Raw genomic sequence first — 26243 nt, 5'->3', positions numbered from 1 at the left:
GCCGGCGCGAAGCGGTGCAATGCCATGGTCGGACGGTAGCCGGTGTGCAACTGCTCTGTCAGGAAGCGGTCGCCACAGACGCGGTCCTCAGTGCACGGTTGTACACTGAATGCATGATCGATGTGGATGGCTCGCGGCAAGACGAGGTTCGCGCGCTGGCGGAACTGGCCTTCGAGGAGGTCGGGAAGGCGGTGACCGGCGTCGGTACTGTGCACCGGGCGATCTCTGACCGCGTGTTCTCGGGGGTGCAGCTCGGTGTCGGCCCCTGGGCGGCGCCGTCGCGGATCATTCACAACGCAATCGCCGATGGAACATATCGATCCATCGCCGTTGCCTGTGAGGTGGCAGCGCAGGTGGCATCACGGACCGTCGACGGACGTGGGCGGGTGCCGTCCGAGACCAAACGCGGTGCAATTGCGCTCGGGGCGTTGACCGGTTTGATCGGTGACGCGCTCGCCGAACAGGATTCGCCACTGGCCACGCCGATGTCACTCCGGGTCGACGGGCGAATTCAACACGCGGACAAGGAATCCCTGGCAAACGCCTACCCCCACGCGACGCCCAAACTGGTCTTCTTCACGCACGGATTGATGGAGACCGAAGTCGCCTGGGGTATCGGCGGCAGGCCGACGTATGGGGCCAGGTTGTCGGCCGAGCTCGGCTTCAGCGAACTGCAGGTGCGGTACAACACGGGGAGACACATCTCCGAGAACGGCCGTGATCTCGCCGAGCTCATCGAGGACGTGGTGAGGAACTGGCCTGTACCCGTGGAAGAGATCGCGCTGGTCGGGCACTCGATGGGTGGTCTCGTGGCACGTAGCGCCTGTCACGGGGCCTCGCTCGTGGGGGCTGGCTGGGCCGGAAAAGTACGCCACATCGTCTGTCTCGGATCTCCGCATCTGGGAGCCCCGTTGGCGAGGACCGTACACACCGCCACCGCGCTGTTGCAGCTACTGCCCGAGTCCCGTCCGATCGGCCGCCTGCTACACAGGCGCAGCGCCGGGATCCGGGACCTGTACGCCGGTTCGCTGGTGGACGAAGACTGGACGGGCCGAGATCTCGACGCCTTGCGCCAGGCCGCCATCGCGGAGGTTCCGTTGCTCGCCGATGCCGAACACAGTTTTGTCTCGGCCTCGATCACCCGAGACCCGGAACACCTGCTCGGCCGCTATCTCGGTGACGGTTTGGTGCTCCATGTCAGTGCCCGTGGCCGGGACAAGCTGCGCGACATCGGTTTTCGTGACGACGACGGGATGCATCTCGGGTCGGCCCACCACTTCACCCTGCTCAACAACGAAGCCGTCTACGAGTGGCTGGCGAAGCGGCTGCGGGAGAAGTCGACGCCGGCCGGCTGATCAGCCGGCAGAGGTCAGGGACGCATTGCGCTCCCGGAACCTCATCGGCGCGTCAGCAACCGTCCCGTGGCGCAAGGTGAGGACATCACGGTAGTAGTTCATCCGCAGCCTCCAGGGAGCCCGTGAACCCTGGTGCGGAAACGAGTCGACCGAACGCAGAACGTATCCGGCAGCGAAGTCGAGGAACGGTTCTTCCTGTACGGACGGGTCTTTCACCGGGACGCTCTCGCCGTATCCGTTGGCGTCCATGTGTTCGAGCAGGCGACACATGTACTCGCACACGAGATCTGCCTTCAAGGTCCACGATGCGTTCGTGTACCCGACCACGTAGAAGAAGTTGGGAATCCCGCTGAGCATCATGCCCTTGTAGGTCATCGTGTCGGTGAGGTCGACTTCCTCCCCGTCGACCACAAACGTGAGCCCGCCCAGGGCGAGCAGATTGAGGCCGGTGGCCGTGACGATGATGTCGGCGTCGAGATGGTCGCCGGATTCCAGTTCGATGCCGCTCTCGGTGAAGGTGGCGATCCGGTCGGTGGCCATGGACACCGACCCTTTTCTGATGGCGCGGAACAGGTCGCTGTCGGGCACGAGGCACAGGCGTTGATCCCAGGGGTTGTAGCGCGGCGCGAAGTGGGTGTCGATGTCGAAATCTGGCAGTTGCCGCTCTTGCCATGACCGGATCTGCTTCTTCATGAACTGTGGATAACGTTGACACAGTTGGTAAATGGCCGTGGAGACGGCAATGCCTTTGCCGCGCGCGGCGGCGTAAGCCCATTTCTCGGGAAGTAGTTTGCGCAGTCTGTTCGCAATGGCATCCTGCTTGGGAATAGAGATGACGTAGGAAGGCGAACGCTGGAGCATGGTGACGTGTGCGGCTTCGGGGGCCATCGACGGTGCCAACGTGACGGCGGTGGCCCCGCTGCCGATGATCACCACCCGCTTGTCGGTGTAGTCGAGGTCGGTCGGCCAATGCTGCGGGTGGACGATGGTCCCGGAGAACTGCTCGATCGCGGGGAAGTCGGGCGTGTAGCCCTCGTCGTAGCGGTAGTAGCCGCTACAGGACATCAGGAAGTTGGCGGAGATGGTCTCGGTCCGGGTCTCGGCGCCGACGTCGGTGCGCTCGATGTGAACCGTCCAGAGCTGTTCGCTGCTCGACCATTCCGCACGCACGGCCCGGCGGTTGAACCGGATCGTCTCATCGATCCCGTATTCGGCGGCTGTTGCCCGGACGTATTCCAGGATGGAGGGGCCGTCCGCGATCGCGTTGTCACCCACCCAGGGCCGAAACTTGTATCCGAGGGTGAACATGTCCGAATCGGACCGAATCCCTGGGTACTTGAACAGGTCCCATGTACCGCCGATGCGGGGCCGGCTCTCCAGGATCGCGATGCTCCGGTCGGGGAACTTCTCCCGCACGTGGCAGGCGGCGCCGACTCCCGAGAGTCCTGCTCCGATGATCAAGACATCGACGTGATCTGACTGGGTCATCGGTCCTCTTCGGTCGTGCCGGCGGCGATCGCGCAGGTCACCGTGTCTTTTGACGGGCGGCCGCGTTCTCGCTGTTTCCTTTACGAAGCAGTTTCCTCGTTCACAAAGCTGTGCAACTATGAGCGTCACGGTCAAAACGAGGACAGGCTCTCCATCACATGCAACGCACCACGCATCGTACGTACTACTTCTTCGCATTGGCCATGATCCTGCTGGTCGGTGTCGGGTCCACCCAGTGGGCCCAGGCCGGGCCCGCAGAAGCGGCCGGGCCGAACAGGGTGGAGGCGACCGCGGACGGTCTCGAGCTCGATGGATCGCCATGGTGGCCGAGCGGGTTCAACGCCTACCAGCTCGCTACTGACTGGTCGGTGAACCAGGGTTGCGGCGCGATGGTCGACCTCGACTCCTACTTCTCGTCGCTCGAGCCCAACTCCCTGACGCGCTTCAACGCTTTCCAGCGTCTGGCGGTCAACAAGTTCACGGGCGAGCTCGATTTCGGTCCGATGGACGCGGTGTTCGCCGCGGCCGAAGCTCATGACCAGATGGTCGTGCCGGTCTTCACCGGTGGCGACGGTGCCTGCGAAGACGAGCTGTTCAAGGGTCGGAGCTGGTACACGACCGGCTGGAAGACCTTGGTCCCGGCAGGGGCGCCCCTCCGATTCGACCAATGGGTGACCACAGCGGTCAACCGGTGGAAGTCGTCGCCTGCGCTGGCCGGTTGGGAATTGGTCGGCGAACCCGAGACGAGTTTGTGCGGCGATTCTGCGTGCAGTTGGCAGAACCGGACGTGCCCGGCCGACTCGGGGCAGATCCTGCGGAACTTCTTCGACCAAGCCGGAGCCAAGGTGCGGGCAGCGGATCCGTCCACCCCGATCTGGGCGGGGCTGCTCGGAGGCGGGCAATGTGGGTCGGCCGGCGGTGACTACCAGCTGCTCGGGGCTTCACCTCACGTCGACGTGCTCGAGTATCACGACTACGGCGCTGACGGCGTGCCGCTGCCCGGCGACGTATGGAATGGCCTCGCCACCCATATCGTGCAGGCCCAGGCGGTCGGGAAGCCACTGGTGGTCGCCGAGATCGGGCAGAACGCCGGGTCGTGCGGCACCCGTGAGGACCGGGTGGAGGACTTCGAGACCAAGATCGATGGCCAACGCGCCGCCGGCACTGCGGGCGCGCTGTTCTGGGCCTTCGTGCCGGATCCGCGCGAGCAACAGTGCACGTTCGACATCGGCCCGGACGATCCCGCTTTCGATCTCGTCGCCGAGCTCAACACTGTTGGACCCTGACGCGCGGCAGACCGCGCGGTCATCGGTGAACGCGATACCGTCCTGGCCATGATCGAGCGACTACAGGCCGAACGTGTCATCCCCGCGAACGTCGAAGACGTGTTCGCGGTGTTGACAGATCCGCAAGGTCACGTGGCAATCGACGCATCCGGGATGTTGATGAGTGCCACAGGCGACCGTGTCACTGCAATCGGGGACACGTTTGTCGTGCACATGGACCGCGAGGCCCTGGGGGACGTACCGATCGGGGAGTACGACGTCTCGGTTGTCATCGAGACGTTTGTGCCCGGTCGCGAGATCTCATGGACTGTCAAAGGCCGTTTACGGCCGCAGATCGGCCACGTCTACGGCTATGAGCTTCATCCCGACGGTGAGGCCGGTACGCGTGTGGTGTCGTTTTACGACTGGTCGAACATCCATCCGGAGTGGCGAGCCAAGGGGATCTTTCCGGTGATCTCTGCCACTGCGCTACGCAGCACCCTCGGCATCCTCGCCCGAACCGTACGCCGCGGATACCCGCTGGCCTCGCCGAATACGGGCTTGACGCGCTAGCCGTACGGCGGACTCCGCCAAGGCTCCCGTTCGGTCCGCGGTGTACTCCGCGCCCAGGGAATAGTTGATTGCCGCATGTAACTTATATAAGTTGTGTAGTGCAATCAATTATATGAGGGAGAAGTCGTCGTGCCGGTGTCATCAGGAACAGCGAGCGAATTGATCGAGGAGCTGTACCTGATGGGTCGCGCTTTTCGCGGAGCCGTCGTGACGACGGACGAAGGCCCGGCACTGCCAGGTGGTCTCGGTGTGCTCATGGCACTGGAGGCACGAGGGCAGTGCCGCCAGAACGAGTTGGCATCGGATCTGTGCATCAGTCAGTCCGCGTTGAGTCGGCACGTGGCCGAGTTGGTCGCCGAGGGATACGTCGCTCGCCGTCCGGACCCCGGTGACGGGCGGGCCACGCAGTTGCTGACGACAAGTGCAGGTCGCGAGCTCCTCGGGCGAACGAGGGCTGCGCGTGCCGAGTCGTTACAGACCGCACTCGACGACTGGGACGAGGCAGACGCGCAAGCGGCCGGCAGCGCCTTTCGAAAACTCAGAGGTTCATTGACCAGACACGCGCACCGGGCCGAACGGCCGGCGCAGAAAACGATCACAGGGAAAGACGGGAAGTAGATGTCAAGTTCAACCGAGGCGGTGGCGAAGCACGATCCATACGCGATGTCCCACCGCGAAATCCTCGAGGCGATGATCGGGCTGCTCGCAGCGTTGTTCACCGCTTTGCTGAGCACGACGATCGTGGCCACCGCCCTGCCGACGATCATCGGCGATCTGAAGGGGTCGCAGACGGCCTACGCATGGGTCATCACCACCGCCTTGCTCGCCAACGCGGCGTCGACGCCGATCTGGGGCAAGCTGGCCGACATCTTCAGCAAGAAGATGCTTGTCCAGAGCGCGATCATCATCTTCGTGGTCGGCTCGATCATCGCCGGCTTCGCGCACAATGTGCCGGTTCTCCTCGCTGCACGCGTTGTCCAGGGGATCGGAATGGGTGGTCTCACGGCGCTGGTCGTCGCGATCATCGGCAGCATCGTGTCTCCCCGTGAGCGGGGCCGGTACTCCGGATACATGGGCGCCACCATGGCCGTCTCGATGTCCGGCGGACCCATCCTGGGCGGCGTCATCGTCGACAGCCCACTCGGCTGGCGCTGGTGTTTCTTCGTCTGCGTGCCACTGGCAGTGATCGCCCTGTTCCTGCTGCAGAAGACCCTCCGCATCAAGACCGTGCGTGCCGAGAACATCTCCATCGACTGGCTGGGAGCCACCTTGCTCACCGCAGGCGTTTCCGTGCTGTTGATCTGGGTCTCCTTCGCGGGCAAAGCCGGATACTACGACTGGATCTCCCGGGAGTCTGCGATGTACGTCGGTGGCGGACTGCTTCTGCTGGTGGCCACCGTGCTGGTGGAATCACGAGTCAAGGCGCCGATCATCCCGCTCAAGATCGTGACCGAACGCACCACCGGACTCGCCATCATCGCGTCCATCGCAGTGGGACTGGGGATGTTCGGTTCGACTACGTTCCTGGGCCAGTACTTCCAGACCGCGCGCGGTTTCTCACCGACGATCGCCGGCATGCTCTCTATTCCGCTTGTGATCGGGATGCTGATCGCGTCGGTGGGATCGGGTCAACTGATCAGCCGGTTCGGCAAGTGGAAGGTGTTCATGGTGACCGGGTCGGTTCTGCTCATCGTCGGCTTCGCTCTGCTGGGGACGATCGACCACGCGACCAACCTCTGGTCGGTGAGTATCTTCACCCTGATCGTCGGGCTCGGCACAGGCATGCTGATGCAGAACCTCGTGTTGGTGGTCCAGAACACGGTCAGCGTTCACAACATCGGAGCTGCCTCGAGCAACGTGGCATTCTTCCGGACCTTCGGCGGCGCAATCGGCGTCTCGGTCCTCGGGTCGGTTCTTGCCACTCGCGTGGCGGACCTCTCGTCGGGCGGCCTTGCGCGGCTCGGGATCACAGGCGGCTCCTCCGGCGGCAGCCTCGACATCGACTCACTGCCGGGGCCGGTCGAATCGATCATTCGCGCCGCTTACGGCGACGCAACAGGGCGGATCTTCCTGATCGCAGCTGCGGCAGCGGTTGTTGCGCTGATTGCGGTGTCGCTCCTGCCCAACCGGCCACTGCGCCGGACGATCGATCTCGACTCGACACCCGACGGGACCGAATCCGAAACGTCCGGCGAGTCCAAGTCGGCCGATCGGGACGACAACACCCGGGCCACCGTCAAGGTCTGATACGCCGACCCGATCTGGGCCGAGGGACCCCGTGCACGATGCCATGCGCGGGGTTCCGCCGTCTGATGGTGTCGAGCGGGGGAGCCCTGGGTACCCGGAGCAAATGAGCGAGACACAACCACTCACCGTTGTGGTCACCGGAGCGACGGGAAATGTGGGCACGAGCGTCATCGAAGCCCTCGTTTCCCGGTCCGAGGTGAGATCCATCCGCGCCATCGCACGCCGTCCGACAGACCTCACGTACCCGAAAACAGAGTTCCTCGTTGGCGATACGGGACAGGACGATCTGCGGCCCCTCTTTCGTGGCGCAGACGTTGTCATCCATCTCGCGTGGATCTTTCAACCCACCCATGACCCCGTTTCGACATGGGAGAACAACGTCGGCGGCGCGATCCGGGTGTTCGAGGCCGCTGCGGCCGAGGATGTGCCGGCTGTTGTTTACTCATCCTCGGTCGCCGCTTACTCGCCTGGCCCGAAGGACACCCCCGTCGACGAGAGCTGGCCGACCAACGGCTGGCCGGGCGCGGCCTATCCGCGCGAGAAGGCGTATCTCGAGCGGTGGCTGGACGGCTACGAGCACAGCAACCCCGAGATGCGGGTCGTGAGGATGCGGCCTGGTTTCATCTTCAAACGGGAGGCATCCACGGCGCAACGGCGTCTCTTCGTCGGGCCGTTCCTTCCGCGGCAGCTGGTCCGCAGCGCCTTGATCCCTGTGGTTCCGAGGACGCCGGGGCTGTCGTTCCAGGCGTTACACAGCGCGGATGTGGGTGAGGCATTCGCCGAGGCGACCGTCCGGCCGGTCCGCGGGGCATTCAACCTCGCCACCGACGAGAAGGTGGACGCCAAGTACCTGGCCAAGATGCTCGGGGCGCGTTCGATCCCGGCGCCTGCCCCGTTGCTGCGTGCGGGGGTATGGGCAGCGTGGCACGCCCATGTCATCCCCGCCTCACCTGGCCTGTTCGACACCGTCTTACGACTGCCCCTGATGGACATCACGCGCGCTCGACGAGAGCTCGGCTGGTCCCCGCGGTACACCGCAAAGGACGCGCTGGAGGAGTTCATCGAAGGGGTCCGGGAGGGTTCGGGGATGGATACCGAACCGTTGGCACCGGACGGGCCTGCCCGGAGGATCGCAGAACTCTCGCAGGGTGTCGGCAGGCGCGATCGGTGACGGCGCAGTATGCGTTCGTGATCGGTGATCACAAGCGGAAGTGGACCCCCAGCGCGTAGATTGGGCCCCTGTCAGGGGGCATCATCGTGGTGATGGGTTGCGGCACGGTGCCGCGCGTACGGCCGAACGGTGTCGGCACGTGGATCGACGCCGACCCCTTCGCGGCCCCGGCTCTATCGCGACAGGAAATCCGTCAATGACTGCACTGAAATACCTGGATCTGCACGGCGACCATGTCGCATATCGGGACGAGGGGAGCGGTTCGGAGGTCCTCTTACTGATCCACGGGATGGCAGGGAGTTCGGAGACGTGGAATGCGGTACTTCCGTCCCTTGCGGCGAGACACCGGGTCATCGCACCGGATCTGCCCGGTCACGGTCAATCGTCGAAACCGCGCGGCGACTATTCACTGGGTGCGTTCGCCGCGTTCCTCCGTGACTTACTGCGGGAATTGGGGATCGACCGGGTGACGGTGGTCGGGCAATCGCTCGGTGGTGGGGTGGCCATGCAGTTCACCTACCAACATCCGGAGTATTGCGAGCGCCTAGTCTTGATCGGTAGCGGTGGGCTCGGACCCGATGTGAACTGGACCCTGCGGGTGCTCTCGGCTCCCGGGGCCGAGTTTGTGCTCCCGGTGATTGCGCCGCAACCAGTTCTCCGGGCAGGCAACAAGATTCGCTCGTGGTTCGCGTCCGCCGGCGTGCACTCGCCGCGCGCGGACGAGACGTGGCGCGCTTACAGCTCGCTCGGCGATCGCGAGACGCGGCAGGCGTTCCTGAGGACACTGCGGTCGGTGGTGGACTACCGCGGTCAGGCGGTGAGCGCTCTGAACCGGTTGTACCTGAACTCTGCCCTGCCCACGCTTCTCATCTGGGGCGATGCAGACAAGATCATCCCGGTGTCGCATGGCTACGCGGCCCACGAAGCGATTCCGGGCAGTCGACTCGAGGTTCTCAGCGGCGTCGGCCACTATCCTCACGCAGAAAGCCCCGATCAGGTCGTCGCCATAGTCGAAGACTTCCTCGCCGTGCCGGAGGCACGGACGCGCACGACGAGCTGATCACCAGCTCGGTTTGAGTCTGCCCGGTACTGCAATGGCGTCCAAGGCCCGCGTCAGTGCCTTGAAGTCCTTGTCCGGCAGCTCATCTCGCCATACTTGAACGCATCGCTCCGCGGATTCGCGGGCTGCGACCATGCACTCGCGACCGCGTTGGGTCAGTGTCACCAGTTGAGCGCGACGGTCGTTCGGGTCCGGGTGTTTGTCGAGATAACCACGCTCGACCAGATAGACGATCAGTTGGGCCGCGGCCTGCTTGGTGATCTGCAATGCCGTGGCCAGATCGGCTGCGGTGGAGGCATTCTCGGACAACTCCGCGAACACGAACCCATGAACTGGTCGCACATCGTGGTAGCCCCGCTCGGCCAGTCCGGCCGAGATGTCATCCACCAGTTGTGCGGACACTCGCAGGACGGCCGTCGCAGTTGCCCAGTCGGAATCGCTCACACTCGAAGTATGACCCAGTGCGTCGAGCATGGACAGACAAGAAGCTTGTCTATATGGTCAAGTGACTTGTCTATCAATTCTCAGGAGGAAAACATGCCGGTCATCCAACCCGACGACGCCGAGGTGTTCCCGGCACACGGGAGCACCTTTCACTCGTATGTCAGTTCGCGGCGAGGGAGCAAAGAGCTCTGCGCCTGGAGGGTGGCGGTTCCCGCAGGCCAGATCGGAGTGGCGCACAGACCAAGTCGGGAAGAGGTCCTTCTCGTGCTCGACGGAGAACTGACGGTCGGTTTGGACGGCGTGCAGGAGCCGGCCTGCGCCGGCACGGTCATCGTGGTTCCGGCCGGGGCCGAGGTGCGGATCGATGGTGGCGACATCGCATCGACAGCATGGGTGACCACCACGCCCGGTCTGCAGGCGACCACCGCCGACGGTGCGGTCATCACACCGCCCTGGGCTCAATGAGACGTCGAACTGTTCGGCGATCGTTGTGGCCCTGCGTCTCAGGCGTCCCGGTTGATGGTTCTGCGACGTGGACTCACGATCGCGGATAGTCTGTGGCGCAGTCGTCGGGCGATCGAGAGGCACTACCTGTCATGACGTTCGACGAACCATCACCAACCCCTTGGCACCTCACACGTCGACGGCTGCTGCAGGGAACCCTGGTGGGCGGTCTGGCAGCAGCCGTCGCGGGTGGCGCCGGGACAGCCTGGGCCGCCCCACGGTCGTCGGACTGGGCCGCGCTCGCGGCATCGATCAGTGGCCAGGTGATCCTGCCCGCGCAACGCACCGCGTTCACGCAGGCCAAACAGATCTTCAACACGCGTTACGACGGATCGACTCCGGTAGCCGTCGTGGCGCCGAAGACTGTCGCCGATGTTCAGCGGTGTATGGCTTTTGCCGTGAAGCACCGGCTGCGGGTGGCCACTCGCAGCGGCGGGCATTCCTACACCGGTGCCTCAGCAGCGAGTGGGTTGTTGGTGGTGGATCTGCGCAGACTCGACGGAGGAATCGGCTATGACGGTGGAAGTGGCCTGGCCACCGTCACGCCGGCCAGCACGCTGTATGCCGTGGCAGGCGGTCTTGCCCAGCAAGGCCGGTCGGTTCCCGTCGGGACATGCGCAACGGTCGGTGTCGCCGGCCTCACGCTCGGCGGAGGGCTCGGGGTCGACTCGCGGCTACACGGGCTCACCTGCGACTCCCTCGCCGCCGCGACGATGGTGTTGCCCAACGGGGAAGCTGTCACCGTTGCGCCAGGAGAACGGGACGACCTCTACTGGGCGCTGCGCGGCGGAGGTGGCGGGAACTTCGGGATCGTCACGTCGCTGACCTTCCGCACCACACCCTCGGTGGGCAAAGACGTTGTGACCATGAACTTTGCACCCGCGTCGGCGGCCACGGTGATATCGGGGTGGCGGCGGTGGCTTTCGGTCGCCGAACCATCGGCGTGGGCGAACGTGAACATCGGTTCGGACCGTCGGGGTGGCGTCACCTGTTCGGTGTTGCTCGTCTGCGCGACCGGCGCGGGCCGCCGCATCGCGGCCGACATCTCGGCGGCCGTCGGGGTGGCGCCGAGTGGAAGCGACTACTCGACGCTTGATCCGATGGCGACGTTCCTGCGGCTGTCAGGTGGCGCGACCGCGCCGCGACATGGATTTGTCGCCGGGTCCGACATCCTCGCGCAGATCACCGACCCCATCGCTGCAGCAATCGTCACCGCGGTGCGGAACCGTTCCAGGGCCGGCGGCGCCGGGCTGGTGATCATCGACCCGCTCGACGGTGCGATCAGCGGGGTCGCTCCCGGTGCCACAGCATTCCCGTGGCGCACACACGCGGCGAGCCTGCAGTGGTTCACCGACGTCGCCCCCGGTGCGTCGTATCTGTCGCCGACGTCGTGGGTGAAAAGCGCACACAGCACGATCGGCGCGGCGTCCGCGGGTACCTATGTCAACTACATCGAATCCGGGGTCGCGCCGTCTCGTTACTTCGGTGCCAATCTTCCGCGCCTGCGCTCCGTCCGTACCAAATACGACCCCGCGCGCACGATGTACTCGGGCCTCGACATCTGACGAGATGGGCAGAGTTCGCAATCGGACTCCGACCTACACCGCTGGTTAATGGTGTGACCGGGCTGAGCGGGAGTTGATACCGTCGAACCTGTGACTGCCCCATGCTGACCCGCCTTCTGCGTACCTACATGGGCGCCTACCGTCGCGAACTGAGTGCGGTGGTGATCCTCCAATTCGTGGCCACCGCGGCAATGCTCTACCTGCCGACTCTCAATGCCGACATCATCGACAACGGTGTGGCGCAAGGCGATACCGGCTACATCCTGCGGGTGGGGGCCGTGATGGTAGTCGTCTCGCTGATTCAAATCCTGGGATCGATCGTGTCGATGTACTTCGGTGCACGCGCGTCACTCGGTGCCGGCCGCGACATCCGCCACGACCTGCTGCACCGCGTAGACGGCTTCTCCGCGCGAGAGGTCGGCTCGTTCGGGGCGCCGTCGTTGATCACGCGGACGACCAACGATGTTCAGCAGGTCCAGATGCTCGGCGTGATGGCCTGCACCATCTTGGTCACCGCACCCATCATGTGTATCGGCGGCATCGTCCTCGGCATCGGGGTCGGGGGCCAACTCGCGTGGGTTCTCGTGGTTGCGGTCCCCATACTCGGCGTGACCATGGCGGTCATCATCTACCGGATGATGCCGGGCTTCCGCGCCATGCAGGAGCGCATCGACACGGTCAACCGCGTCCTGCGCGAGCAGATCACCGGGATCCGGGTGGTTCGCGCCTTCGTGCGGGAACCCCACGAACGCAAGCGATTCGCCGCCGCGAACGACGACCTGACCGATGCCGCACTGCGGGTCGGACGTCTGATGGCACTGATGTTCCCGTCGGTGATGCTGATCAGCAACGTCACCATCGTCTTCATCATCTGGTTCGGCGGCCACCTCATCGAAGACGGTGACGTCCAGATCGGCGCACTCACCGCGATGATCGCCTACGTGATGCAGATCCTGATGGCGGTCATGATGGCCTCCTTCCTCGCGATGATGGCGCCGCGGGCATCGGTGTGCGCCGAGCGCATCTACGAGGTTCTCGACACCGAGACATCGGTGGTCCCACCCACCGACCCGAAGCCGCTCCGTACCTCGGCGGGCATCGTGGAGGTGCGCTCCGCGTGCTTCCGGTATCCGGGGGCAGACGAATCGGTGTTGCGCGACATCAGCTTCCGAACCGCGCCGGGCACAACCACGGCTGTTGTCGGGTCGACCGGCTCGGGAAAGACCACTTTGGTGGCGCTGCTGCCCCGTCTCATCGACGTCACCGATGGCGCCGTGCTCATCGGGGGCACCGACATACGTGAGCTCGACCCCGCCGTCTTGCGCGAATCGATCGGCCTCGTTCCGCAGAAGCCCTATCTGTTCTCGGGAACCATCGCGTCGAACCTGCGATACGGCAAGAAGGACGCGACCGAAGCCGAGATGTGGGAGGCGTTGACCGTTGCGCAGGCCGCAGACTTCGTGCGAGACATGCCGGATCAGCTCGAGACGAAGGTTGCGCAGGGCGGGACAACGGTCTCCGGAGGGCAGCGTCAGCGGCTGGCCATCGCGCGCGCCCTCATCCGTAAGCCGAGCATCTATCTGTTCGACGACTCGTTCTCGGCGTTGGACCTGAGCACGGACGCACGCCTGAGGGCAGCGCTCAAACCTGCCACCGGCGACGCCTGTGTCATCATCGTGGCCCAGCGCATCACCACCATCGCCGACGCAGACCAGATTGTGGTACTCGACCGCGGAACCGTCGCCGGCATCGGTACACACGAGCAACTGCTCGCCGACTGCCCCACGTACATCGAGATCGCGGAATCCCAGCTCTCCGTGGAGGGACGGAGATGACCCGCCCCGGTGGCGGAGGCGGACCGTCGATGGGTGCGATGCCCGCTGAGAAGGCACGCGATTTCGGTCCCTCGGTGAAGCGGCTGATCGCAGTGCTGTCCGCCCATCGCATCGCGTTGTGGGCCGTGCTCTTCTGCGCCGTGGCGTCGGTGGTCCTCAACGCCGTGGGCCCGTTGTTGCTCGGCCATGCAACAGATCTGATCTTCTCCGGGGTGATCGCAGACCGCCTGCCCGCAGGCGAAACGAAGGCCGAGGCCGTGGAGACGCTACGACAAGACGGCGATGGGACATTCGCCGACATGGTCGCAGCGATGGACCTGACGCCGGGCGTCGGAATCGATTTCGACGCCGTCGGCCGGGTGCTGATCCTGGTTCTGGGGCTCTACGTGGGTTCCTCGTTGCTCAGCTGGCTGATGGGGCGTCTGCTCAACGTCGTCACCCAGCGCACCGTGCAGGGGATGCGCTCGGATGTCGAGAACAAGATCCACCGTCTGCCGCTGAGCTACTTCGACGGCAATCAGCGGGGTGACCTACTGAGCCGGGTGACCAACGACCTCGACAACGTCTCGCAGAGTCTCCAGCAGACAATCGCCCAGTTACTCAATTCGGTGTTGATGGTGCTCGCCATCCTCGTGATGATGCTGTGGATCTCACCGCTGCTGTCACTGATCGCCATCGTCACGATCCCCGCCGCGGTGATCGTGACAACCCTTGTGGCAAAGCGCTCCAAACCGCACTTCTTGGCGCAGTGGTCGAGCACCGGACGACTCAACGGTCAGGTCGAGGAAGCGTTCACCGGACACGAGGTGATCAAGGCCTTCGGCATGCAGGACGACGTCGAGGCAAGATTCGACGACCGGAACGAGAAGCTTTACGAGTCGAGTTGGCGGGCCCAGTTCATCTCCGGGATCATCATGCCGGCGATCATGTTCCTGGGAAATCTGAACTACGTGGCAGTCGCGGTGGTCGGTGGCCTGCGGGTGGCCTCGGGTTCGCTGAGCCTGGGTGATGTCCAGGCCTTCATCCAGTACTCGCGACAGTTCACCCAACCGCTGACCCAGATCGGGTCGATGTTCAATCTCATGCAGAGCGGTGTCGCGTCTGCCGAACGCATCTTCGACATCCTCGACGCGGACGAGCAGGTACCCGATCCCTCGGACCCGATCAGCCCCGGAACGAGCAAGGGCCGCATCACGTTCGACGACGTCTCTTTCCGCTACGCCCCGGATCGGCCGCTGATCGAGCAACTGTCGCTGGTGGCCGAGCCCGGGCACATGGTCGCGATCGTGGGGCCCACGGGAGCGGGCAAGACGACACTGGTGAATCTGATCATGCGGTTCTATGACGTCAATGCGGGGACGATCAGTCTCGACGGCGTGGACACATCATTGATGACCCGGGATGACCTTCGCGAGCGAACCGGGATGGTGCTGCAGGATTCCTGGCTGTTCGGTGGAACTATTCGCGACAACATCGCGTACGGCGATCCCGAAGCCGACGACGAGGCGATCATGGAGGCGGCGCGGGTCAGCCACGTCGACCATTTCGTGCGGGTCTTGCCGGACGGATACGACACGGTCATCGATGAGGAGGGTGGCGGTGTCAGCGCAGGCGAAAAGCAGCTGATCACCATTGCCCGGGCGTTCCTGGCAAGGCCGACCCTGCTCATCCTCGACGAGGCGACCAGTTCGGTGGACACCAGGACCGAATTGCTGATCCAGAAGGCGATGGCCGCGTTGCGCTCCGACCGCACCAGTTTCGTGATCGCCCACCGACTTTCCACGGTCCGCGATGCCGACACCATCCTGGTGATGGAACAGGGACAGATCGTCGAACAGGGTTCGCACGACGAACTCCTCGCGGCGCAGGGTGCGTATTACCGGCTGTACAACAGCCAGTTCGTCGGGCCCATGGATGCCGACGACTTGGACAGTCCGCAGATGTCCAAGAGCTGATCGACGAATCAAGCAGGGGGTTCGGTGTTCCGGCCTGTCCTGCGTGCGAGTGTCCGGAAAACGTCGGCCAGCGCACCCCTCGGTATCGCGCCGTCGGTGTCGTAGCGCCAAGCGGCGAGGGTGGGCAGTCTCAGTCGGGTCCCCTCCACGTCGAGCACATCGATCGGCTCGCCGACAAACGCTTTTGCCATTGCGCCCGTGGGAGATCCGACGAGCGAGAACGCCCTGCCGCCGGCCACCACATGCGCCAGACCCCCGAAGTTGTGGTCGGGCAGGATGATCCGCTTGTGAACTCCGTGACGGCGGAGTAGCTCATCGATCCCTCGGTAGATGGCCGGAGCTGCGTCGTGCTCGATCGACACAAACGCGAGGTGCGCCAGTTCGTCGAGTCGCACGCTCGATCGGCCGTCGAATCCGTTGCCGCGCCCCACCGCAACCTTCACCACGGCGGTGTGCAGACGCACCGTCTCGATCCCGCGCGCCACGATCGGTCCGTGTAGGAGCGCGGCGTCGAGGCGCCCGCCCTGCAACGACTGCAGCAGTGGTTCGGTGGCGCCGGGATGGAAGGTGACGACGAGTTCGGGGTGGCTACGGGCGAACTCATCGTGAACGCGGGTCCTCAGTTCGCTGGTGACGTCGGAGGCCACGCCGACATCGAGAGTGGGGGAGAGATCGGCGGTGGCGATTTCGATGAGCCGTGGGATGGCGTCGAATCGTTCGACCAGGTCGCGCGCCTGTGGCAACAGGGCGTGGCCCGCGGGAGTGAGATCGACACGATGGTGGGCGCGCACGAAAAGCGCTGTACCCAGACTGTTTTCCAGATACTTGATCCGTTGACTCAGTGGTGATGCCGCCATGTGCAGTCGCTGCGCGGCGCGCGCGAATGTGCCCTCCTCGGCAACGGCGACAAAGTAGCGCAGGTGCAACATGTCCACCCGGATCAGGCTAGTCGCGCATCGGACCGTTGCGGTCATCTCGGCCCACTGAACTTGGTCATGGTCCTCCGGTCACGCGCGTCATAGTCTCCCAGAAGACGACATCGAGCACGGCGCTGGGAGTACATGAATGGCTGTTCCACCGATCCGGATCGCAAACTTCTCGGGATACCTCGGAGATCGGTACACCGCGCTCGACGAAGTGATGCGCGGCGACCCGGTGGACGTCTTGATGGGTGACTATCTGGCTGAGATCACGCTCGCCGCACTGGCAGCGCGGTATGCGCGTGATGCGAGCAAAGGCTACGTCGAGTACTTTGTCGACCAGGTTCGGCCCCACCTGCCCGCGTTGGCCGACCGGGGCCTGCGGGTGGTCACCAACGCCGGTGGATTCAACCCGGCTGCCCTCGCCGCGGCGCTGCGTTCGGAGATCACCACCTTGGGCTTGTCGCTGAGGGTGGCACATGTCGAGGGGGACAACGTCTTCGCCGAACTCGACAACCTGCAGCGGGCCGGTCATCGTTTGGAGAACATGGACACCGGACGGGATCTGTCCGAGTGGGGTGTCACGCCGATTGCCGCCAACGCCTATCTGGGCGGCTGGGGTATCGCGGCAGCGCTGGATGCAGGGGCGGACATCGTGGTGTGCGGACGAGTCACCGATGCATCGTTGACCGTCGGCCCGGCGGCGTGGTGGCACGGCTGGGCAACCGACGATTGGGACCGCCTGGCCGGAGCGGTGATGGCAGGGCACATCATCGAGTGCGGCCCTCATGCGACAGGTGGCAATTTCTCCGGTTTCACAGCGCTGCGGCCGACGTTGACGCCGGGGTTCCCGATCGCGGAGATCGAGGCCGATGGCAGTTCGGTCATCACCAAGCACAGCACCGACGACGGTGTGGTGACAGCCGACACGGTCACCGCCCAGATCGTCTACGAGATACAGGGGCCGCAGTACCTCAACCCCGATGTGACCGTCGACCTGCACAACGTTCGGCTGCAGCCCGAAGGCACAGACCGGATCCGGGTCACCGGTGTCACGGGTTCGCCGCCCCCCGCCACCACCAAGGTCGCTGTTTTCGGGCTCGTCGGGTACAGCGTGGTCAACACGGTGTTCGTGACGGCACCGGATGTGGACGAGAAGGTGTCCCTGCTACGTAGCCAGATCGACCGGGACATGCCTGAGGGGGTGGAAGTTCATTGCACTCGGATCGGGACGGCGGCAACCGACCCGCACACGCAGTGGGACGCAACCATCGCGGTGCGGGTGATGGCGATGTCAGCCGACGCCGACGTGCTGGCATCGGCGGACATGGCACGTCGCCTTGGAGCCCTCTACCTGCAGGGCATCCCAGGTTTCTTTCATGACGGCGCCGCCGGTCTGCATTCCACACCCAAACCACGCGTGGACTACTGGCCTGCTCTGCTGCCGTTGGCCGCGATCGACCACCGCGCAGTGCTCGACGACGTAACCGTGGACATCGCCCCGTCCGCCGTCACCCAGACGACAGGCCAGCCCGAGCATCCCGAGCCGGCTGATCCGGAGTATGCGGGGGCCACGACCACGGTTGAGCTCGGGGTGGTTGCGCACGCACGCAGTGGGGACAAGGGCGGGAACAGCAACGTCGGGATCTGGACCCCCTACCCGAAGGTCTGGCCGTGGCTACGGCGGTTCCTCTCGACCGAGGAACTGCACCGGCTGATGCCCGAGACAAAGGATCTCGACATCGTCCGCCATGAATTCCCGGAACTGCGGGCGGTGCACTTTGTGGTGCGCGGCCTGCTGGGTACCGGCGGTTCGTCCAACGTACGGGTCGATCAGGTCGGCAAGGCTGTGGGTGAATACCTGCGCGCCAAACACGTGGTCATACCTGACGCCGTCCTCGATCAAGTCCGGAAGCAGTCATGACGCTCACCGGCAGACTCACACAGGCTGTCACCCAACCTGCTTCGAACGATGGGTTCGATGTCCATGCGGAGTTGTCCGACGTGCTCGCCGGTCTCGGGATGACCGCGGGTGACTCCGGTGGATCCACGTCCTTCAAAGGCGCCGACCCGGTGGTCCCCAGCACGCTCCGGCTCGGTGGTGCGTCGGCCATCGCGCTGGCCGCCAAGTCGATCGCCATCGCCAAACTCGGTCGATCACGCGGATTTCCAGGCCAAGACATCGCTGTCGACCTTCGCGTGACACCCCACCGGCTGTGCCCGTTCTACGACAGACGATGGGAGCTGCTCAACGGCTATCCGGCGACCGCGCCGTCGAATCCCTCGCAGGCCTTGGGATTTCGCTTCTACCGCACGGCCGACGATCGATGGATGATGCCGCTCAACCCATATCCGAAACTCAAGGTAGGTGCGCAGAAACTGCTGGGCGTGCCCGACGATCCCGACGCTGTCGCCCGCGCCGTCGCCGGTTGGAAAGGCGCCGAACTCGAACAGGCAGGCGCTGACGCCGGTGTGGTGATGCCCATGCTGCGGACCACCGAGGAATTGCTCGACGAGCCGCACTACCGCGACGTCCTGGCGGATATGCCCCTGGTCGAGATCACCAAGATCGGCGACAGCGCTCCGGAACCGCTGTCTTCCGCCCACTGGAGAGTCGGGTCTGACGATCAGCCTCTCTCCGGAGTCAGGGCTCTCGGTATGGGCCATGTCATCGCCGGCGCAGGCGTGGGGCGAACGCTGGCCCTGCACGGCGCGGACATCCTGAATCTGTGGCGACCGGACGAACTCGAACATGACGTCACCTACATCACGGCGAACCTGGGTTGCCGGTCGGCGACCATCGATCCATATCGGCCCGAGGGCGCCGCCAAGATTGGCGAACTCCTGAGCCATGCAGACGTCTTCTACGCCAATCGACGGCCCGGTTATCTGGACAGCATCGGCGTCAGTCCACGAGAGGCTGCGCGGCAAAGACCCGGAATCATCTATGCCACAGCCTCTCTCAACGGTGAATCAGGGCCGTGGGCCGACCGCGTGGGGTTCGATCAGACTGCAGGGTCCCTTGTGGGCATGATGATGCTGGAGGGTGGGGAAGGCCCGCCGCGGCTGCCGCCGATCTTGGTGGTCAACGACTACATAGTGTCCTGGCTGATGACCGCGGGCATCGTCGAGGCGTTGCATCGCCGGGCTGTTCACGGTGGCAGCTACAAGGTGCATGTGTCCCTGACGAGGGCCGCACTGTGGATCCTGTCCATGGGGGTGTTCGACAAGGCATACGCGACAACGGCGCCCGGATCCTGTAACGAACACATGTACCGAGATCCGGAGACTTTCACCGCGGACACCCCACTCGGCTTTTATCAGGGGGTGACCGAACAGGTCTCGATGTCGCACACCCCGGGCCGGTACAAAACTGTTCTGGTGCCCCGTGGGTCGAGTCGGCCTGAATGGCCTGCCCGGGCCTGAACGCACTTCCGGGCGGACCGGCCCGGTCGAGGATGTACTAGAGTCGCGGACGTGACCACTCGGGGGATGGTGACCGCAACTGTTGTCGCGGCGTGGATTTGCATGATGGTGGTAGGCGGATGCGCCAGGGGTGTTGATGGTCGACCGGTGCCGGTCACTGATCCCAGACCGGTCGGTTTCGTCGAGTTTGCCGACGCGGGGTTCAGCATCACCGCGCCTCCGGGCTGGACGGTCCGAGACGATTCCGACGAACTCATCTATGGCGATGTCGCGCTCACGAAGAACGGCGACGATGCGTCGATGGTTCTCATCGGAGTGTTGGACGGGTCCATCTTTGCGTCCGCCCGGGCCGACAATCGCGTTGCCGCACAAGAACTCGGTTCGGGTATGGGGGAGTTCTTCTTCCCGGATTCGGGTACCCGCGTGGACCGCGAGGGTGGAACTCTGAGCGGTGCCCAGACCACCGGGGCCTTCGAGTTCTACCGCGTCGAGTTCGATGACCGGTCTAGATCAGATGCCGAAGTGTTCTCAGCTGTCGTCGAGAAGGCGGGCGAGCGATGGTGGATGACCTGGTTGAGCAACAAGAATGGTGTGGACCTGGATGAGGCCTGTGAGCTGGCCGAATCCATCACCCCGATGTGATCACGTCACCTGGACTTCTGGCCTCGCGGACGGAATGGTGATCGTGGCCCGCGTATGCAGGGTGTTGCCGGGATCGGCGATCGATTCGGCCACCCGGAACGTGGCTTCCCAGCTCGACCTCGACAGTGTGTTCAGAACATATCCGCGTTGAGAGTTGCCGAACTTGACGTGCGGGGATGCCGCTTTGAGTTGGCGATCTCCCTCGTCGCTATCAGACCCGTCGGCTCCGGAGGCGATTGACGTGCCGGCGATCTCGACGCCCACCGCGGGCGCGGGCCTTGTATAGGTGGTCTTGAGTTCGGACACCACGGACCGATGGATGTCGCCGACGATCGACACGAGATTGTCGATGCCACGAGCTCTCACGCCGTCGAGGACGCGCTTGCGCGATGCCTCGTAACCGCTCCAGGCGTCCATGCTCACGGCACGGGATCCCCGCCGCGAGCGGGCGAGGTCTGCCATGGGTGTCTGGTGGGCCAGTACGTTCCATCGTGCTGTGCTGGAGCCGAGACCGTCGAGTATCCACCGCTCCTGGATATCGCCGGTGATGGTGCGAGCGGGATCTGCGGTCAGTCTGTTCAGCGGGCTATCGGTGTCCCCGTTGACCTGATCGCTTCGGTATTGGCGGGTGTCGAGCACGCTGAACTCGGCGAGGTTGCCGAACGTGAATCGGCGATAGACTCGGATGTCGCCGCGCGTGGGATGAATGGTCGCCCGGACGGGTGTGTTCTCCCACCACGCCTTGAGTGCGCCCGCCTGCCGTGTCAAGAACTCCGGCAGAGGTGCGCTGTCCTCCGAAATGCCTGCAGCCCAGTTGTTCTCGATCTCGTGGTCGTCGAACGTGACGATGAACGGCGAGGTGCGATGTGCCGCTTGCAGATGAGGGTCGAGCTTGTACAGGGCGTATCGATCGCGATAGTCATCGAGGCTGTGTGCCTCGGAGTGGCACGAGCTCGGCATGGCAGACGATCCGCGTCGCCCTCCGTCAGCCGGTATCGGCTTCTCGTAGATGTAGTCGCCGAGGTGGAAGACGACATCTGGTGCAGCCGAGGCCATGTCCCCGTAGGCGTTGAAGAATCCATCTGCCCAGGCCTGGCAGGATGCCCAGGCAAACGTCATGCCGGCCACATCGGCGCTCGCCGCCGGTGCGGTCCGTGTCCTTCCCACGTCAGAGATGTGGCCGCCGGACCGGAAACGGTAGTAGTACTCGGTGGATGGCTCGAGGCCACGGACATCCACGTGCACACTGTGTGCGTCGCGTGCGATTGCGTTCACGGTGCCGCGTCGAACCACGTTTGTGAACTTGTTGTCCAGGGCGATCTCCCAGTCGACCGGCACATCGGACTCGGACATCCCGCCCCGCGGGGCCAAGGGTTCTGGAGCCAACCGGGTCCACAGGATCACCGCGTCGGCGAGTGGATCGCCAGAAGCGACGCCGAGGGTGAACACGTGATCGCCGCGAGCAGCGGGCGAGGGGAATGCGGTGGGGGAACTGACCAAACCAGGAGTGAAGGCCAGGGCGCCGGCGACGCCTGCCCAGGTCAAGAACCTGCGACGGGTGGTCCCAGCCCGCAAAACCTTGTCCCGGTCGATCGACAGCTCGGGTGATGCCACAGGAGTACTCGACCAGGATCAGCTGTCTGGCCGAGGTCCCCGAGGTGACGCCGGCACGAAGGACACCTGACGTTGTGGTGGGGCGCTGGGAGTCTCATTGCCGGGTTCGTCTAAATGAAAGGCCTGCCGACGTTCTCAGGTGGCCGTTCAGGCTCTGGCCGTTCAGACTCCGGGTGACCAGCCGATCTTCGGGCCGAGGTGGGTGGCCATGTCGGTGATGATCTGCAGATAGTCGGTCTCGTCGAACGAGAAGGGCAACGCGAACGCCACCTCGCCGGCTCTCTGGAAGCCGGCGTGGGCGAACAACCGTTCCGCTATCTGGTCCGAGGTTCCGACTATGTCAGGGGCGAAGAGCATCCGGCGCGGGCCCTGAGGCGAGAGAGTCCGCTCGAATCGGGCATCGGCATAGTCGCGGTATTTGCGTCGTTGCTCCGGTGTCGCCGAATCGGTCGGGATGACAACCAATCCCTGTGACACCCGGGTTTTTTCGGGGTTCGGGTGATTCGCACGGTAGGCGTCGATGTGCTCGCCCTGTATCGAGGCGAAGTCGGTGGAGGATGTGGCCTCGGTGGTCACCACCGAGCTGGTCAGGTAATTCAATCCTTGCTGTCCGGCCCAGATCGCCGACGACATCATTCCGCCGTACCACAGGCGGTCGATCAGCCCGGGGGAGTGCGGCTGGACGATTCTCGAGTACTGCTCGATGCCAACTGTGCCCTCGAAGTCACTCACCGGTTTCCCGCGGATGTTGTCCATCAGCCGGATCACCCGGTCTTTGCTGAAGTTCTCCTGCGCATGGGTTTCGGGATAGAGCTTGTGTTTGAAGTCCTCGTACCGCATCGGGGTTCCGACCGAGACCCCGGGATTCAACCGACCCCTGGACAACAGATCCACCGTCGCCAGGTCTTCGGCGAGGCGCAAGGGGTTCTCGAGTCCGAGTGGGATCACCGCCGTACCGAGTTCGATCCGGCTCGTGCGTTGGCTTGCCGCAGCCAATACCGCGACAGGGGAGGAGATGCCGAACTGCAGGTGCCGGTGTCGAAGCCACACGCTGTCGAAGCCGAGTTCTTCTGCCAGTTCGATGGTTCGCAGCAATTCCTCGTGCCCGGTTCCGGGATCGGCCGGATCAAACCGCCCGATGGTCAGAAAACCCATCTTGTGGAGTGGTTCGCCCTCACGTGGCACTGTCTGCCACCTTCTGGCCGCCTCGGGTGATCGCCGGGGGCGCGATGCCATGCAGGATCAGGTCGGTGGTCTGATCGACCCACTCATCGTCGAGGTCGTCGCCTGGTCGCATGATCAACCGGATGATCGTTGTCCCGCCGACGACTTCGAGTAGCCGGTCGGGATCCGCTCCCGCTCGGACCTCACCTCGAGCCACAGCTTGCGCGAGACGCGTACGCATGGCGGAGAACACGCCGTCTTCGAACCGCCGCATGACGAGTTCGTTGAGTTGCGGGTCGGCCCCGATCTCGGCGAGAAGTCCTGGCAGAGCAGCCCGTGCAACCGGGTCGGTGAACATCCTCCGTGAACCGTCGATCATCGCCCGGATGTCCGTGGCGAGATCTCCGGATTCCGGGATGAGGGTTGTCCACGTCGCGGGGAACGCGGCCTCGTGGACCAGATGTGCCTTGCCCGACCATCGCCGGTACAGGGCGGTCTTGGTTGTACCGGCTTTCTCGGCGACCGCGGCAAGGGTGAGGGCGGGGTACCCGATGGTGACGAGCAGTTCTGCGGTGGCGGCCAGAATCGATTCGTCGATGCGGGGGTCACGTGGCCGTCCGGCGCCGGCGGTCTTGTCTTCCACTGTCTCGTCTGCTTTCATTACGCAACCGACCGTACCGTAATCTGCGTCACACTATTGGTGGGACGTACGAGTTTCCGGAGGGGCACCTTGGCCGCTGAACAACCACTTGCAGACATGAAACTCCAACGCTCGAGTCGTGATGTCACCACTCTTCCAGATCGGCTGGCGTCCTGGCTGTGCACCGTGGTTCCCGGTGGCGCGAACCCGCAGATCACGGTGGAGAGCGGGATCGATTCGAATGGGATGTCGTCGGAGACCATCGTGTTGAACGCGGTGTGGACCGACGGCGCCGAGCAGAAAAAGCAGCGGTGGGTGGCCCGGGTGACGCCGGCGGACGAAGACATCCCGGTGTTCCCCAGCTATCGCCTTGACCATCAGTTCGAGGTCATGCGTCTGGTGGGTGAATTGACGGACGTTCCCGTGCCCAGGGTGCATTGGATGGAGGCGACGGGGGACGTACTCGGAACGCCCTTCTTCCTGATGGATCACGTGGAAGGCGTGGTGCCCCCGGATGTGATGCCTTATACGTTCGGCGACAACTGGTTTCATGACGCCCCGGTCGAACGCCAACGGCACCTGCAGGATGCGACCGTCGCGGTTCTGGCGAAATTGCACTCCATTCCTCAGCCCGTGGAGACGTTCGCGTTCCTCGGCGACGGGTTGACGGGCGATACCGCGTTGCGGCGCAACGTCAACTGGTGCAAGTCCTGGTACGAGTTCGCTGTCCCGGGCATCGGGCGTTCGCCGTTGCTCGATCGTGCATTCGTCTGGCTCGAAGAGAATTGGCCGGCACAAGCGGACGCGGCCGAACCGGTGTTGTTGTGGGGCGACGCCCGGTTGGGAAACACGGTGTACCGAGACTTCGAGCCCGTGGCCGTACTGGATTGGGAGATGACAGCACTCGGTCCACGTGAGCTTGACCTGGCGTGGATGGTATTCGCGCACAGGGTGTTTCAGCACATAACAACGTCTCTCGGATTGCCGGGAATGCCGACGACGTTGCGCGAAGAAGATGTGTTGAGTACGTACACAGAGCTCACCGGCGTCGAGGTGGGTGACTTGACCTGGTTCTACACGTATTCGGCAGTCATCTGGGGATGTGTGTTCATGAGAACGGGAGCTCGGCAGGTTCACTTCGGGGAGATCGAGATGCCGGAAGAAGTCGACGGCCTGTTCCATCATCGACAACTGCTCGCCGACCTCATCGGCGACGAGACGGGGGATGCACTGTGATCGGGCCGTTGGACGAGTACCCCATCCATCAGGCGCCGCTGCCGATCGGGCTGGTGGACGCGAGTGATCGCAACTTCTACGACCGGTGCTATCTGAACGCGCACGACAGGACCGGCGACATCTTCGTGATCACCGGGGCCGGGTATTACCCCAACCTCGGCACCAAGGATGCCTTTGTCCTCGTGCGGCGCGGTGACGTACAGACCGCGGTTCACCTCGGTGATGCCATCGACTCCGACCGGCTCAACCAGCGCGTGGGTAATTATCGGATCGAGGTCGTGGAGCCACTGCGGAGATTGCGTCTGGTCTTGGAGGAGACCGAGGGCATCGCGATGGACATGACCTGGGAAGGGTCATTCGACGTTCTGCAGGAGCAGCCGCACATCATGCGCACCGGCAGTCGGATCACGTTGCAGGCTCAGCGTTTTGCGCAGGTCGGCACGTGGAGCGGAAGTCTGACCATCGACGGAGAGGACATTGCGGTGGGCCCGGAGAAATGGGTCGGGACCCGTGACCGCTCGTGGGGCATACGTCCGGTCGGAGAAGCCGAACCCGCCGGTAAACCGGCCGACCCGCCCTTCGATGGGATGTGGTGGCTGTACGTGCCGATGCGTTTCGACGACTTCGCCATCGTTCTCATCATCCAAGAGAACCCGGATGGTTACCGGATCCTCAACGACTGCACGCGGGTGTGGAAGGACGGCCGAGTCGAGCAACTGGGCTGGCCGCAGGTCGATATCCGGTACGAGTCGGGAACCCGAACTCCCACCGGCGCAACCATCCTGTGCACCACCCCTGATGGACAGCAGTTGCGGCTCGAGATCGAATCACGGCTGGCGGTACCGATCCACCTCGGCGGTGGATACGGCGGCGACCCGGACTGGACCCACGGGATGTGGAAAGGGGAGAAGTTCACCGAACGCCGCACCTACGATGTCACCGACGAAAGCGTCGCGGGACGAATCATGTTCGGGGTGATCGATCACGTGGGGCGGGCGGTGTGTCACGGCCCCGGAGCTGACGGCTCGGAGGGTTTTGGCCTGTTCGAGCACGGTGCTCTCGGGCGGCACGACCGATCGGGCTTTGCCGACTGGTTTTCCGTGGCCCCTTGACCCGTTGGCCCGACCCGTTAGCCGTGC

At 64.2% G+C, this 26243-nt stretch carries 22 protein-coding genes; 16 read left to right on the top strand and 6 right to left on the bottom strand.

Translation table 11 applies throughout. The features are described 5' to 3' along the window. The first annotated feature begins 113 nt into the window (after positions 1-113). Positions 114-1355 (top strand): lipase family alpha/beta hydrolase, encoded by a 1242-nt coding sequence (locus tag KXR83_RS22940; protein WP_437426829.1) that lies wholly within the window; start codon positions 114-116, stop codon positions 1353-1355. Here KXR83_RS22940 and KXR83_RS22935 read toward each other — a convergent pair whose 3' ends face one another. Further along, positions 1356-2843 carry a flavin-containing monooxygenase gene (locus tag KXR83_RS22935; protein WP_437426828.1) on the bottom strand — a complete coding sequence of 496 codons (1488 nt, stop codon included), beginning with the start codon at positions 2841-2843 and terminating at the stop codon, positions 1356-1358. Between the two features lie 158 nt (positions 2844-3001). Between KXR83_RS22935 and KXR83_RS22930 the strand changes: the two genes are divergently transcribed. From KXR83_RS22930 to KXR83_RS22905, 6 genes are all read left to right on the top strand, one after another. Continuing rightward, positions 3002-4129 carry a beta-mannosidase gene (locus KXR83_RS22930; RefSeq protein ID WP_437426827.1) on the top strand — a complete coding sequence of 376 codons (1128 nt, stop codon included), beginning with the start codon at positions 3002-3004 and terminating at the stop codon, positions 4127-4129. Between the two features lie 48 nt (positions 4130-4177). Continuing rightward, on the top strand, positions 4178-4681 hold the full coding sequence (locus tag KXR83_RS22925) for a polyketide cyclase (protein ID WP_437426826.1): 504 nt from the start codon (positions 4178-4180) through the stop codon (positions 4679-4681). A gap of 129 nt (positions 4682-4810) precedes the next feature. Beyond that, positions 4811-5299 carry a MarR family winged helix-turn-helix transcriptional regulator gene (locus tag KXR83_RS22920; RefSeq protein ID WP_437426825.1) on the top strand — a complete coding sequence of 163 codons (489 nt, stop codon included), beginning with the start codon at positions 4811-4813 and terminating at the stop codon, positions 5297-5299. After that, on the top strand, positions 5300-6928 hold the full coding sequence (locus KXR83_RS22915; RefSeq protein ID WP_437426824.1) for an MDR family MFS transporter: 1629 nt from the start codon (positions 5300-5302) through the stop codon (positions 6926-6928). Positions 6929-7031: 103 nt separating this feature from the next. Next, positions 7032-8099: an NAD-dependent epimerase/dehydratase family protein gene (locus KXR83_RS22910; RefSeq protein ID WP_437426823.1), complete on the top strand. Its 1068-nt coding sequence runs from the start codon at positions 7032-7034 to the stop codon at positions 8097-8099. Positions 8100-8295: 196 nt separating this feature from the next. Next, positions 8296-9159 (top strand): alpha/beta fold hydrolase, encoded by an 864-nt coding sequence (locus tag KXR83_RS22905; protein ID WP_437426822.1) that lies wholly within the window; start codon positions 8296-8298, stop codon positions 9157-9159. Here the strand turns inward: KXR83_RS22905 and KXR83_RS22900 are convergent, their stop codons facing one another. Beyond that, on the bottom strand, positions 9160-9603 hold the full coding sequence (locus KXR83_RS22900) for a MarR family winged helix-turn-helix transcriptional regulator (protein ID WP_437426821.1): 444 nt from the start codon (positions 9601-9603) through the stop codon (positions 9160-9162). Between the two features lie 93 nt (positions 9604-9696). Between KXR83_RS22900 and KXR83_RS22895 the strand changes: the two genes are divergently transcribed. The 4 genes from KXR83_RS22895 (at position 9697) to KXR83_RS22880 (ending at position 15462) form a co-directional block, all read left to right on the top strand. Beyond that, positions 9697-10068 (top strand): cupin domain-containing protein, encoded by a 372-nt coding sequence (locus KXR83_RS22895; protein ID WP_437426820.1) that lies wholly within the window; start codon positions 9697-9699, stop codon positions 10066-10068. A gap of 131 nt (positions 10069-10199) precedes the next feature. Continuing rightward, positions 10200-11672 carry an FAD-binding protein gene (locus KXR83_RS22890; protein ID WP_437426819.1) on the top strand — a complete coding sequence of 491 codons (1473 nt, stop codon included), beginning with the start codon at positions 10200-10202 and terminating at the stop codon, positions 11670-11672. A 101-nt stretch (positions 11673-11773) separates the two neighbouring features. Beyond that, positions 11774-13507, top strand: coding sequence for an ABC transporter ATP-binding protein (locus tag KXR83_RS22885; RefSeq protein WP_437426818.1), 1734 nt, complete (start codon positions 11774-11776; stop codon positions 13505-13507). Next, positions 13504-15462, top strand: coding sequence for an ABC transporter ATP-binding protein (locus tag KXR83_RS22880; protein ID WP_437426817.1), 1959 nt, complete (start codon positions 13504-13506; stop codon positions 15460-15462). The genes KXR83_RS22885 and KXR83_RS22880 overlap by 4 nt, the downstream gene beginning before the upstream one ends. Positions 15463-15470: 8 nt before the next feature. Here KXR83_RS22880 and KXR83_RS22875 read toward each other — a convergent pair whose 3' ends face one another. After that, positions 15471-16391, bottom strand: coding sequence for a LysR family transcriptional regulator (locus KXR83_RS22875; RefSeq protein ID WP_437426925.1), 921 nt, complete (start codon positions 16389-16391; stop codon positions 15471-15473). Between the two features lie 136 nt (positions 16392-16527). On the opposite strand from KXR83_RS22875, the gene KXR83_RS22870 reads away from it, so the two are divergent. Genes KXR83_RS22870 through KXR83_RS22860 form a run of 3 tightly spaced genes read left to right on the top strand, consistent with a single transcriptional unit; the run spans position 16528 to position 20450 of the window. Beyond that, the gene (locus KXR83_RS22870; RefSeq protein ID WP_437426816.1) at positions 16528-18306 is read left to right on the top strand and encodes an acyclic terpene utilization AtuA family protein; all 1779 of its coding nucleotides are present in this window, start codon (positions 16528-16530) and stop codon (positions 18304-18306) included. Next, positions 18303-19808 (top strand): CoA transferase, encoded by a 1506-nt coding sequence (locus KXR83_RS22865; protein ID WP_437426815.1) that lies wholly within the window; start codon positions 18303-18305, stop codon positions 19806-19808. Before KXR83_RS22870 ends, KXR83_RS22865 begins: the two co-directional genes overlap by 4 nt. 51 nt (positions 19809-19859) lie before the next feature. After that, complete coding sequence (locus KXR83_RS22860; RefSeq protein ID WP_437426814.1) at positions 19860-20450, top strand: APA family fibronectin-binding glycoprotein; 591 nt, start codon at positions 19860-19862, stop codon at positions 20448-20450. Here KXR83_RS22860 and KXR83_RS22855 read toward each other — a convergent pair whose 3' ends face one another. From KXR83_RS22855 to KXR83_RS22845, 3 genes are all read right to left on the bottom strand, one after another. After that, complete coding sequence (locus KXR83_RS22855; RefSeq protein ID WP_437426813.1) at positions 20451-22064, bottom strand: alkaline phosphatase D family protein; 1614 nt, start codon at positions 22062-22064, stop codon at positions 20451-20453. A 162-nt stretch (positions 22065-22226) separates the two neighbouring features. Then, positions 22227-23249, bottom strand: a complete 1023-nt coding sequence (locus tag KXR83_RS22850; protein ID WP_437426812.1) for an LLM class flavin-dependent oxidoreductase — start codon at positions 23247-23249, stop codon at positions 22227-22229. Continuing rightward, positions 23239-23889, bottom strand: a complete 651-nt coding sequence (locus KXR83_RS22845) for a TetR/AcrR family transcriptional regulator (protein ID WP_437426811.1) — start codon at positions 23887-23889, stop codon at positions 23239-23241. Before KXR83_RS22845 ends, KXR83_RS22850 begins: the two co-directional genes overlap by 11 nt. Before the next feature lie 96 nt (positions 23890-23985). Here KXR83_RS22845 and KXR83_RS22840 point away from each other — a divergent pair, with 96 nt between their 5' ends. Both KXR83_RS22840 and KXR83_RS22835 read left to right on the top strand, forming a co-directional pair. Then, complete coding sequence (locus KXR83_RS22840; RefSeq protein WP_437426810.1) at positions 23986-25104, top strand: phosphotransferase family protein; 1119 nt, start codon at positions 23986-23988, stop codon at positions 25102-25104. Next, on the top strand, positions 25101-26216 hold the full coding sequence (locus KXR83_RS22835; RefSeq protein WP_437426809.1) for a hypothetical protein: 1116 nt from the start codon (positions 25101-25103) through the stop codon (positions 26214-26216). Before KXR83_RS22840 ends, KXR83_RS22835 begins: the two co-directional genes overlap by 4 nt. Positions 26217-26243: the final 27 nt, after the last annotated feature.

The organism is Williamsia muralis, assembly GCF_051487485.1.
GTDB lineage: Bacteria > Actinomycetota > Actinomycetes > Mycobacteriales > Mycobacteriaceae > Williamsia > Williamsia muralis_B.
Note: the sequence above shows the minus strand (reverse complement) of the source record. Positions and strands in the feature narration are given on the sequence as shown.

Excerpts from the sequence above, each read along its gene's own strand:
- KXR83_RS22885 (WP_437426818.1), top strand. The coding sequence starts at position 11,774 with ATGCTGACCCGCCTTCTGCGTACCTACATGGGCGCCTACCGTCGCGAA.
- KXR83_RS22870 (WP_437426816.1), top strand. The coding sequence starts at position 16,528 with ATGGCTGTTCCACCGATCCGGATCGCAAACTTCTCGGGATACCTCGGA.
- KXR83_RS22875 (WP_437426925.1), bottom strand. The coding sequence starts at position 16,391 with ATGTTGCACCTGCGCTACTTTGTCGCCGTTGCCGAGGAGGGCACATTC.
- KXR83_RS22880 (WP_437426817.1), top strand. The coding sequence starts at position 13,504 with ATGACCCGCCCCGGTGGCGGAGGCGGACCGTCGATGGGTGCGATGCCC.
- KXR83_RS22915 (WP_437426824.1), top strand. The coding sequence starts at position 5,300 with ATGTCAAGTTCAACCGAGGCGGTGGCGAAGCACGATCCATACGCGATG.
- KXR83_RS22935 (WP_437426828.1), bottom strand. The coding sequence starts at position 2,843 with ATGACCCAGTCAGATCACGTCGATGTCTTGATCATCGGAGCAGGACTC.
- KXR83_RS22910 (WP_437426823.1), top strand. The coding sequence starts at position 7,032 with ATGAGCGAGACACAACCACTCACCGTTGTGGTCACCGGAGCGACGGGA.
- KXR83_RS22845 (WP_437426811.1), bottom strand. The coding sequence starts at position 23,889 with ATGAAAGCAGACGAGACAGTGGAAGACAAGACCGCCGGCGCCGGACGG.
- KXR83_RS22895 (WP_437426820.1), top strand. The coding sequence starts at position 9,697 with ATGCCGGTCATCCAACCCGACGACGCCGAGGTGTTCCCGGCACACGGG.
- KXR83_RS22840 (WP_437426810.1), top strand. The coding sequence starts at position 23,986 with ATGAAACTCCAACGCTCGAGTCGTGATGTCACCACTCTTCCAGATCGG.
- KXR83_RS22905 (WP_437426822.1), top strand. The coding sequence starts at position 8,296 with ATGACTGCACTGAAATACCTGGATCTGCACGGCGACCATGTCGCATAT.
- KXR83_RS22925 (WP_437426826.1), top strand. The coding sequence starts at position 4,178 with ATGATCGAGCGACTACAGGCCGAACGTGTCATCCCCGCGAACGTCGAA.
- KXR83_RS22930 (WP_437426827.1), top strand. The coding sequence starts at position 3,002 with ATGCAACGCACCACGCATCGTACGTACTACTTCTTCGCATTGGCCATG.
- KXR83_RS22890 (WP_437426819.1), top strand. The coding sequence starts at position 10,200 with ATGACGTTCGACGAACCATCACCAACCCCTTGGCACCTCACACGTCGA.
- KXR83_RS22865 (WP_437426815.1), top strand. The coding sequence starts at position 18,303 with ATGACGCTCACCGGCAGACTCACACAGGCTGTCACCCAACCTGCTTCG.
- KXR83_RS22940 (WP_437426829.1), top strand. The coding sequence starts at position 114 with ATGATCGATGTGGATGGCTCGCGGCAAGACGAGGTTCGCGCGCTGGCG.